At 33.5% G+C, this 8,297-nt stretch carries 9 protein-coding genes; 3 read left to right on the top strand and 6 right to left on the bottom strand.

The window, feature by feature from the left end; translation table 11 throughout:
• Positions 1 to 153: 153 nt before the first annotated feature.
• From AB671_RS04495 to pth, 3 genes are all read left to right on the top strand, one after another.
• Positions 154 to 1,044 (top strand): hypothetical protein, encoded by an 891-nt coding sequence (locus AB671_RS04495; protein ID WP_066682237.1) that lies wholly within the window; start codon positions 154 to 156, stop codon positions 1,042 to 1,044.
• 101 nt (positions 1,045 to 1,145) lie between these two features.
• Entirely contained in the window at positions 1,146 to 2,081 is a 936-nt protein-coding gene (locus AB671_RS04490) for a hypothetical protein (protein WP_066682241.1), read from the top strand.
• Positions 2,082 to 2,169: 88 nt separating this feature from the next.
• Positions 2,170 to 2,733 carry an aminoacyl-tRNA hydrolase gene (gene pth / locus AB671_RS04485; RefSeq protein WP_066682248.1) on the top strand — a complete coding sequence of 188 codons (564 nt, stop codon included), beginning with the start codon at positions 2,170 to 2,172 and terminating at the stop codon, positions 2,731 to 2,733.
• A gap of 64 nt (positions 2,734 to 2,797) precedes the next feature.
• Here pth and AB671_RS04480 read toward each other — a convergent pair whose 3' ends face one another.
• From AB671_RS04480 to AB671_RS04455, 6 genes are all read right to left on the bottom strand, one after another.
• Positions 2,798 to 3,433, bottom strand: a complete 636-nt coding sequence (locus tag AB671_RS04480; protein WP_066682251.1) for a carbonic anhydrase — start codon at positions 3,431 to 3,433, stop codon at positions 2,798 to 2,800.
• 62 nt (positions 3,434 to 3,495) lie between these two features.
• On the bottom strand, positions 3,496 to 5,091 hold the full coding sequence (locus AB671_RS04475; protein WP_066682254.1) for a SulP family inorganic anion transporter: 1,596 nt from the start codon (positions 5,089 to 5,091) through the stop codon (positions 3,496 to 3,498).
• 142 nt (positions 5,092 to 5,233) lie between these two features.
• The gene (locus tag AB671_RS04470) at positions 5,234 to 5,533 is read right to left on the bottom strand and encodes a hypothetical protein (protein WP_066682257.1); all 300 of its coding nucleotides are present in this window, start codon (positions 5,531 to 5,533) and stop codon (positions 5,234 to 5,236) included.
• Between the two features lie 22 nt (positions 5,534 to 5,555).
• Positions 5,556 to 6,221 (bottom strand): carbonic anhydrase, encoded by a 666-nt coding sequence (locus AB671_RS04465; protein WP_066682265.1) that lies wholly within the window; start codon positions 6,219 to 6,221, stop codon positions 5,556 to 5,558.
• A 156-nt stretch (positions 6,222 to 6,377) separates the two neighbouring features.
• A complete protein-coding gene (locus tag AB671_RS04460) occupies positions 6,378 to 6,932 on the bottom strand; it encodes a serine O-acetyltransferase (protein ID WP_066682272.1) in 555 nt (184 codons plus the stop codon).
• 55 nt (positions 6,933 to 6,987) lie between these two features.
• Positions 6,988 to 8,139, bottom strand: a complete 1,152-nt coding sequence (locus AB671_RS04455) for a glycosyltransferase (RefSeq protein ID WP_066682275.1) — start codon at positions 8,137 to 8,139, stop codon at positions 6,988 to 6,990.
• Between the last annotated feature and the right edge of the window lie 158 nt (positions 8,140 to 8,297).

Raw genomic sequence — 8,297 nt, 5'->3', positions numbered from 1 at the left:
AATCAGCCGTAAAACTAAATATATCCATCTAACTTATTATATAACAAACAAATATACGAAATTATGGATGATTACGGATATACATAATTTTTTTAAATAAATCCTTTGGTATTGAAAATAATTTATATTTGTGAAATTAATAACTATTAACTTATGACTAAAAATTTATTCAAAGGCTTATCAGTCTTACTTCTTGGTTTTATGTTTTCATGCGATAACACAACCGCAGATCCAATTAATAATACACTTAATAATCCTGGAGGTTCAGGAAGCAGTGGTGGAAGTACACCCACAATTACCGGACCTCGAATTTTACACAAAATTGTTGCTAATAATGAAACTGCTGAAGAATTTGTAACGACTGGAAATATTTTGCAGAAAGCTATTTATAAAGAAGATAGTGGACCAAATTCGTTTTTAATAGGAAATGTAACATATACTTCGGGCAAAATTTCAAGAGTTAAAGTTGGACAGGAAGTCAATGGTACTACTCCTGCAAATAATTTAGGATATGATTTTATTATCACTTATGATTCTAGTGGAAAAATTAGTTATACAACTTGTGTAGCTACTTTAGGTACTCTTACTACGTACAATAGTGAATATACCTATACATACGATGGCTCAGGGAAAATGACTAAAATCGTAGAAAAGAAGAAAAATGGAGCAGATTACACTCATTTCACCAATTATAGTTTGACAAATACAGGAGATAATATAACAAAAGTTGTCATGGAATCGGGGCTTACCAGTGATTCAGGCGTTCCTGATATGACTAGTGTATTGACTTCTACATTCAACTTTACGGCTTATGATAGTAAGATTAATCCGTACACAACTTTGCCAAAAACATTTTTTGTAATGTGGAGTTTGTTGCATCCTCTCAATTTTTCATTATTGTCTAATAATAATCTGACTAATTATAATATTCAATATCAGTCAACACCAACAGTTAATGTTGGTTTAACGTATTTGTACGATTCTATGAATTATCCTACATCAGATCAAAGTCAAGTTAAGAAGTATGTTTATAAAGCTTTATAATGAGTTTTTTTATTGCTAGTTTTGCTATAATATTAATTAAAATATGATTTTTATACAAAAAAAAATTATATTTGTGAAAAAATAAATAATCCCATTACATAATGAAAAGACTTTTCTATTTTATTTTGCTAATAGCAGGTTTTTCTTCAATACATTCTTGTAAAGATTTAACTGATGAAGAAGGAAATCCACTTTTGGATTTGAATGAAAATACAGGCTTGATTGGGCCAAGAGCTTTATCGAGAGAAGTGACCAATGTTGGGCAGATTGCACAGTATGAATATACAGGTTTGCTTCTTACAAAAGTGATTACAGAAAAGGCGTCTATAACCGATGTAGAATGGAGTGGTGATAAAATCAGCAGACTTACATTTAATGGTTTTCTAGATTTAGATAACGACGGCGCAATAGATTCAGACAGTATTTCTTATACTCAGCAATATACATATGGTAATTTGAGTAAATTAACAATGATTTCTGAAAACAGAACTGTATTTAGAAGAACTCCACCTCCTGTAGGTTCTCCTCCAGGTACTCCAGCAGGACCTTATGTAGTTTTTGCAAAAACAAAAGCTATTTATGTTTTAACGTATAGCTCTACAACAGGAAAACTAGCTTCTATTGTAATGAGAAGAGGTAACGATATTCCTTCTTTTGTTTATACAGACTATACTAAAGCTGCTTACAGTTATTTAGGAGATAATGTTTCTTCGGTAGCTAAAGAGGTAGGTAAATTGACAGGAACTGTTTTTGAGGATGCAGACAAAAAGTTCACATTTGATTTTAGCAGTTATGATTCTCAAATCAGCGGTTATACTTTGTTGCCATTCGAATATAAAGTTTCAGTACTTATTTCTACGGATATTAATGATGACAGAGGTTTAATCTTGTCACCAAACAGTCCTAAAAGGGCTTCTGCAACAGATATGATGCCAGCAGTTCCTGTTCCCGTTGTCGTTTCTACCAATTATAAGTATGATCCACAGACGTATATGACTCAAGGATTTGGAATTAATTATTTTTACAAACCTTTGTAATTAATAATTTTTTTAAAATATTTAAACTCAATCCTTTTTAGGGTTGAGTTTTTTATTTTAGAACCCTTAATTTTGCAAAAAATTTCTCATGAAATATTTAATTGTCGGCCTTGGGAATAAAGGCCCTGAATACGAAAATACACGTCATAATATAGGTTTTAAAGTTGCTGAAAAAATTGCTGAAACTCTAGAAGCCCCATTCAAAACCACCAATTTCGGATGGATGGCAGAAGGGAAGTATAAAGGAAGAAAAGTATTCGTTTTAAAACCAGATACCTACATGAATCTTTCCGGAAATGCGGTAAAATACTGGATGCAGAAAGAAAATATCCCTTTAGAAAATGTAATGATTGTTACTGATGATCTGGCATTGCCTTTCGGTACACTAAGAATGAAAATGAAAGGTTCTGATGCCGGTCACAACGGACTTAAAAATATTCAGGAAGTATTGCAGACTCAGAATTATGCAAGACTTCGTTTTGGGATTTCTGCAGAATTTTCTGAAGGAAGACAGGTTGATTATGTTTTGGGTACCTGGAATGAAGATGAAAATGAAAAGCTTCCCGAAAGAATAGAAAAGTTTTCAAAAGCTTGTCTGTCGTTTGTTTTTGCAGGTATTAATAATACTATGTCTGCCTTTAACGGTAAGTAAAAAAACAAATTCGGTCGGAAACATTGTTTCCGACCGAATTATAGTAATGAAAGATGAATGTTTATTATAACCAAGTTACAACGCCGGTTTCAACGTCATAATTCGCTCCAATTATTTTAATTTGGCCTTCTTCCTCAAGTCTTTTTAAAGTAGAGCTTTGCTTACGAATCTCTTCAATCGCATTTTTTACGTTATGCTGATTCAGTCTTTCAAGAAGATCTGCATTAGCAGAAGAACGCTCTTCATCATCCTTGATAATCGTTTTGATGATCGGGTCAAAATGACCGATAAGGTGGTTCAGGTTATCCATTCCCATTCCTTCGATCTTAGCAGCATCTAATCCGCCTTTTAAAGCTCCACATTTTGTGTGTCCTAAAACAACAACCAATTTAGAACCCGCTACATTACAGCCAAATTCCATCGATCCTAAAATATCCTGATTAACAAAATTTCCTGCTATTCTGATACTGAAAACATCACCTAGTCCTTGATCAAAGATTAATTCTGCAGAAGTACGGCTGTCGATACAGCTTAAGACAACTGCAAAAGGCCACTGCCCTTCACGAGTAGCATTTACCTGCTCCAAAAGATCTCTGTTTGCCTTTAAGTTATTGACGAATCTTTGGTTTCCTTCTTGTAAAAAGTTTAATGCTTTTTCAGGAGTAATCGTAGACTGAGTTTCTGATGTATGTGCTTTCATATGTTTTGTTATTTATTGAATTATTATTAAAATTAAAGTTAAAGAAAATATTTGTGATGAGCTTACATAGCTCTTTTATGGGTAATGACGATGTGAGAGTCTTCATCGGTTTCGTAGTCTCTGTACGAAGTTTTGAAGCCTAATAGTTCCACATTAATGTCTTCTTCTTTCGCTCTGATGTTGGCAAAATCCTGAATCATTTCCAGTACATCCGTTGCGATATATGATGTTCCTCTCGCATCAATCGTTACCGTAGAATTTGATTTTATGTTTTTTAATGTCTTTTTAATAGCAGCTTTATTCAAGAAAGATACCTCTTCTGCCAATTTTATTGTAATACCGTCAGCATCTTTTAGTTTTTCGCGGCTTAAATAATAAGCACGTTTCATATTTCCTTGTAAAATATAGAAAACAGAGATTGCTAAACCAATTCCTACTCCTTTCAGCAAATCAGTTGCTACAATAGCAACTACGGTCGCTACAAACGGAATAAACTGGAACTTTCCTAAATGCCAGAAGTGTTTGAATGTAGCCGGTTTTGCCAATTTATATCCTACCAAAAGTAAAACTGCCGCCAATGTTGATAAAGGGATTAGATTTAAAATAAAAGGAATGGTCAATACACAAACCAATAGTAAAACCCCATGAATCATTGCAGAAACTTTAGAAGTAGCTCCTGCATTCGCATTTGCTGAGCTTCTTACTACTACCGACGTCATTGGTAATCCACCGATGAATGAACTGATAAGGTTTCCGATTCCCTGAGCTTTTAATTCTAAATTGGTATCGGTAATTCTTCTCTGAACATCTAAACGGTCTGAAGCTTCAATACAAAGTAGTGTTTCAATTGATGCTACTATAGCGATTGTTGCTCCTACAATCCATACTTTAGGATTTGTGAAACCGTTAAAATCTGGAAGTATGATTAAGTTTTTAAAATCATCAAGACTTTGAGGAACAGGTAAAGAAACCAAATGCTCTGTGCTAATTGCTAAAGAACTTCCAGACATTTTAAATGCTTCATTCAGTAAAATTCCTACTACAACGGCAACTAATGCTCCGGGTAACATTTTCATTCTTTTTAAAGTTGGAATTTTATCCCAAGCTAAAAGAACTCCTACAGAAACTAGTGTAACAATAATGGCTCCCGGGTGTACTGCACCCATTAATTCTGTGAAATAATTGAAATTGATTCCGTTAGAAAATAAGGTTTCGTTTCCTTCATAATCTTTGTCGAATCCTAATGCATGCGGAATTTGTTTAATAATGATAATAATTCCGATGGCAGCAAGCATTCCCTCAATTACATTATTGGGAAAATAATTGGATATACTTCCAGCTCTTACAAAACCTAAAACCAGCTGTATAAGACCGGCGATAATACCTGCACAAAGGAAGAGTTCAAAAGCTCCAAGATCCGTAATGGCAGTTAAAACAATTGCGGTAAGACCTGCTGCAGGTCCTGAAACTGAAATATTTGAATTACTGAGTACTCCAACAACTAAACCACCCACAATACCTGCAATAATACCAGATAATGGTGGTGCGCCAGAGGCTAAAGCAATTCCTAAACATAGCGGAAGAGCTACTAAAAACACAACGAGGCCTGAAGGGAAATTTTCTTTAATTCCTCCAAATAATGAATTTGATTTTTTCATGACAGCGAAAAATACTTAGTGTAACCGATTAATCTTAATTAAAGTTTTAACTAAAATTATCAGTGATAAAATTGAAATTAATTTAAAAAGAGCATCTATTCAACATCAAATCTGATATGAATATTTGCGAATGTATTTCAAACTAAGCTTCCGGTGGTGGAGAAAATATGGTAAGAAAGGGCGATAGATGAAAGGAATCATCAATCAACACAAAAGACTTGCGTTCGAGATCAAGCTCGAAAAATTTTAGAAAATCATGTACGTTTAAAGTCTTTGGTAAAGTCTTTTCGTAAACCGTAAATGATGAATAATGAGAGTGGGTTTCTTCTTCGTTTAAAATTACATTGGTTCTCTGTATTTCCCAACCAAAAACCGCAGCGATGCTCGGCAAGGCTGTGAAGTTTAGGATAAACAGTAATGTAATAATACTCCAGAATTTCATTCACTCAATTTTTAAAGAAAAATTATTTCTTTTTGCTCATAACCCAATCTGAGCCTGTAAGATTATAAATCTTTTGAATGTCTTTTAAGGTTTCCTCAAAATCAATTTCAAGATCTATAATTTTACCTGTTCTTAGGTCAAAAACCCAGCCGTGAACAATAGGATATTCTTCTAAGATATACCTTTCCTGTACACAGGCCATTTTTATTACGTTGATACATTGCTCTTGAACATTAAGTTCTACAAGCCTGTCATAACGTTTATTTTCATCATCAATAGAATCTAGCTCTGCTTGGTGCAGTCTGTAAACATCACGAATAGTTCTCAGCCAAGGATTCAAAAGTCCTAAATCTTGAGGCGTCATCGCTGCTTTTACACCACCACAGTTGTAATGTCCACAAACTATAATGTGTTTTACTTTCAAGTGCTCTACTGCATATTGTATAACAGCGGTGGAGCTCATGTCTAAGGTATTAACAACATTTGCGATATTTCTGTGAACAAAAACTTCTCCCGGTTTTGCTCCCATGAGTTCTTCTGCTGTGGCTCTGCTGTCTGAACAACCTATGTAAAGGTATTCCGGATGCTGAGTTTTGGCAAGTTCCTCAAAGAATTGGGGGTTGTCTGCTATTTTAGATTCTACCCATTTTCTGTTGTTTTCAAAAATAACTTCGTACGAATTTTTCATTAATTAAATTTTAAAGAGTATAATTATTTATTTCGTTTAAATTATTTTCAAATTCAATAGACTGAATCAATAATTATGCAAAAATATTAATTTTGGATTATTATCTATCATTTTTAACAAAGTTTAATATACTTTAAAATATGATAAAATTCAGGTTTATACCCGATTATTGATATATCCTTCAGTTGCATTTTCGTTAGGATAAACCTTTGCAGGATTGCCTGTAACCACAGAATTATCTGGAATATCAAAATTTACAAACGCATTTGGGGCAATCAAAACATTTGTGCCGATGTTGATTTTTCCTACAATCACTGCGTTTGGTCCAATCCAAACCTCATCGCCAATGACAGGATACCCTTCATTTTTACCCCTGTTTTGCTGGCCGATGGTTACGCCTTGAGCAATATTGCAGTTTTTTCCTATTTTCGTTTTCGGATTGATGACCAAGCTTCCCCAATGTCCCAGATAAAAACCTTCTCCAATCTGAGTTTCCGGATAAATCTGAAAACCATATTTAATTTGAAAATGCCTTAAAACAATTCTCCAATAAAGTCCTAAAACAGGCGTTTTACTATACTTTTGAGCTTTTCTTAAAATATAAATGAAATGTAGATTCGGGTTAACGCATTTTGCTAATATTTTAATGGTTGAAAGCCATTTTCCGCTTTCCCGGTAGAAATCTTTTTGTATAGTAGAGTAGTCTGCCATAGAACAAATTTAAAAAATCTAAATGGTCTTAAAGGTAAAAAGAACAAAAATTAATCTACAAGTAGTCAATAATTGAAATGATTTTCTGCACAGAATTTTCAAGATTAAAACACATTTCGTAATCTTTTAGCTTATTGACATATTGGTCAAAATACGGTGAATCCAGCAACGCTTTCTTCATTCCGAAATAAATTCCATCTTCAGAATTTTCAACAATTAAACCTAAATCACCATTATTGAGCATTTCTTTCACGCCGGAAACGTCAGTCGCAATAATTTTCTTTTTTAAAGTAATTGCCTCAAACAAAACAGTAGGAAATCCTTCATATCTTGAACTTAAAATGTAGAAATCTGCCTTGCTGAAATACGGATACGGATTGTCTGTAAAACCTAACATCGTTGCCGTTTCATCAGCCTTAAGCTCGGTTTTTAGGCTTTTAATATTTTCAAAATCATATCCGTCACCAACAATCAATATTTTATGTTTCAAACCTTCGTCCAAAAGTTTTTTGTGAACCTTCAGTAGCCTGTCAAAACCTTTTTGTGGAAATACGGTTCCTACAGAAATAAAAGTAGGAATTGCGTCATCAAATTCATAATTGATAACAGGATTATCGGCTCTAGATAGAATTTCTTCAGTGTCTAAAGGATTGTAAATTTTAACGATTTTTTGTTTCTCTGTTTCGTTTTCGGCTAATTCAAGAAAAAGATTTTCTATTTTTTCAGAAATCACCATGATTTTATCAAAAGCGAAGAATTTTTTAATCTCAGTTTCTGTATATTCTTTTACTTGTGAGAGATCATTATGAATCCAAACTATTTTTTTTGAAGAAGTGAGAGGAGAATTAATAATTTCATCTCGCATCCCGTGAATAGCTGCAAATTCGATGTCGTATTTTTTACCTTTTAATTTTCCGTTATAAAGAAGAGTAGGTAACTTTTTCAACGCAGTCTGATAAATAACTCTTGCCGCTTTTTTTGGAATATCCTGAATCCTGTTGGTCGTAATCATTTCTCCTTTATTCAGATAGATGATATTGATCCAATCGGGAACGTCGCTCAGATATTTTCCTGAATATAAATTTAAAAGCAAATCAATCTCATATTGATCTCGCGGAAGATTTTTCAGAAAAGTAACCAATACTTTTTCAGCACCGCCGTGACGAAGTGAGCCAATACGGATAAGAATTTTCTTTTTTTGAGACATTTTTTAATTTAAGTACTAATAATAATTAAACCATCCATTTTGAAAAGTAATATGATTGCAGCCCGACCTGAGTGGAAATCCTTTTTTGCTGCTGGAAAAACGAGGGCAAAAAAGATTGGGAACGGAGGGCGGAATAGCTGCCCAAAAATATATTGTTA

This window comes from Chryseobacterium sp. BGARF1 (assembly GCF_001677955.1).
Lineage (GTDB): Bacteria > Bacteroidota > Bacteroidia > Flavobacteriales > Weeksellaceae > Chryseobacterium.
The sequence above is the reverse complement of the archived record's forward strand: the minus strand, read 5'-3'. Positions and strand labels throughout refer to the sequence as shown.

What these genes read in the sequence shown, in the direction of transcription:
- AB671_RS04490 (WP_066682241.1), top strand. Translation starts at nt 1,146, where the DNA reads ATGAAAAGACTTTTCTATTTTATTTTGCTAATAGCAGGTTTTTCTTCA.
- AB671_RS04480 (WP_066682251.1), bottom strand. Translation starts at nt 3,433, where the DNA reads ATGAAAGCACATACATCAGAAACTCAGTCTACGATTACTCCTGAAAAA.
- AB671_RS04495 (WP_066682237.1), top strand. Translation starts at nt 154, where the DNA reads ATGACTAAAAATTTATTCAAAGGCTTATCAGTCTTACTTCTTGGTTTT.
- AB671_RS04455 (WP_066682275.1), bottom strand. Translation starts at nt 8,139, where the DNA reads ATGTCTCAAAAAAAGAAAATTCTTATCCGTATTGGCTCACTTCGTCAC.
- AB671_RS04475 (WP_066682254.1), bottom strand. Translation starts at nt 5,091, where the DNA reads ATGAAAAAATCAAATTCATTATTTGGAGGAATTAAAGAAAATTTCCCT.
- AB671_RS04460 (WP_066682272.1), bottom strand. Translation starts at nt 6,932, where the DNA reads ATGGCAGACTACTCTACTATACAAAAAGATTTCTACCGGGAAAGCGGA.
- AB671_RS04465 (WP_066682265.1), bottom strand. Translation starts at nt 6,221, where the DNA reads ATGAAAAATTCGTACGAAGTTATTTTTGAAAACAACAGAAAATGGGTA.
- pth (WP_066682248.1), top strand. Translation starts at nt 2,170, where the DNA reads ATGAAATATTTAATTGTCGGCCTTGGGAATAAAGGCCCTGAATACGAA.
- AB671_RS04470 (WP_066682257.1), bottom strand. Translation starts at nt 5,533, where the DNA reads ATGAAATTCTGGAGTATTATTACATTACTGTTTATCCTAAACTTCACA.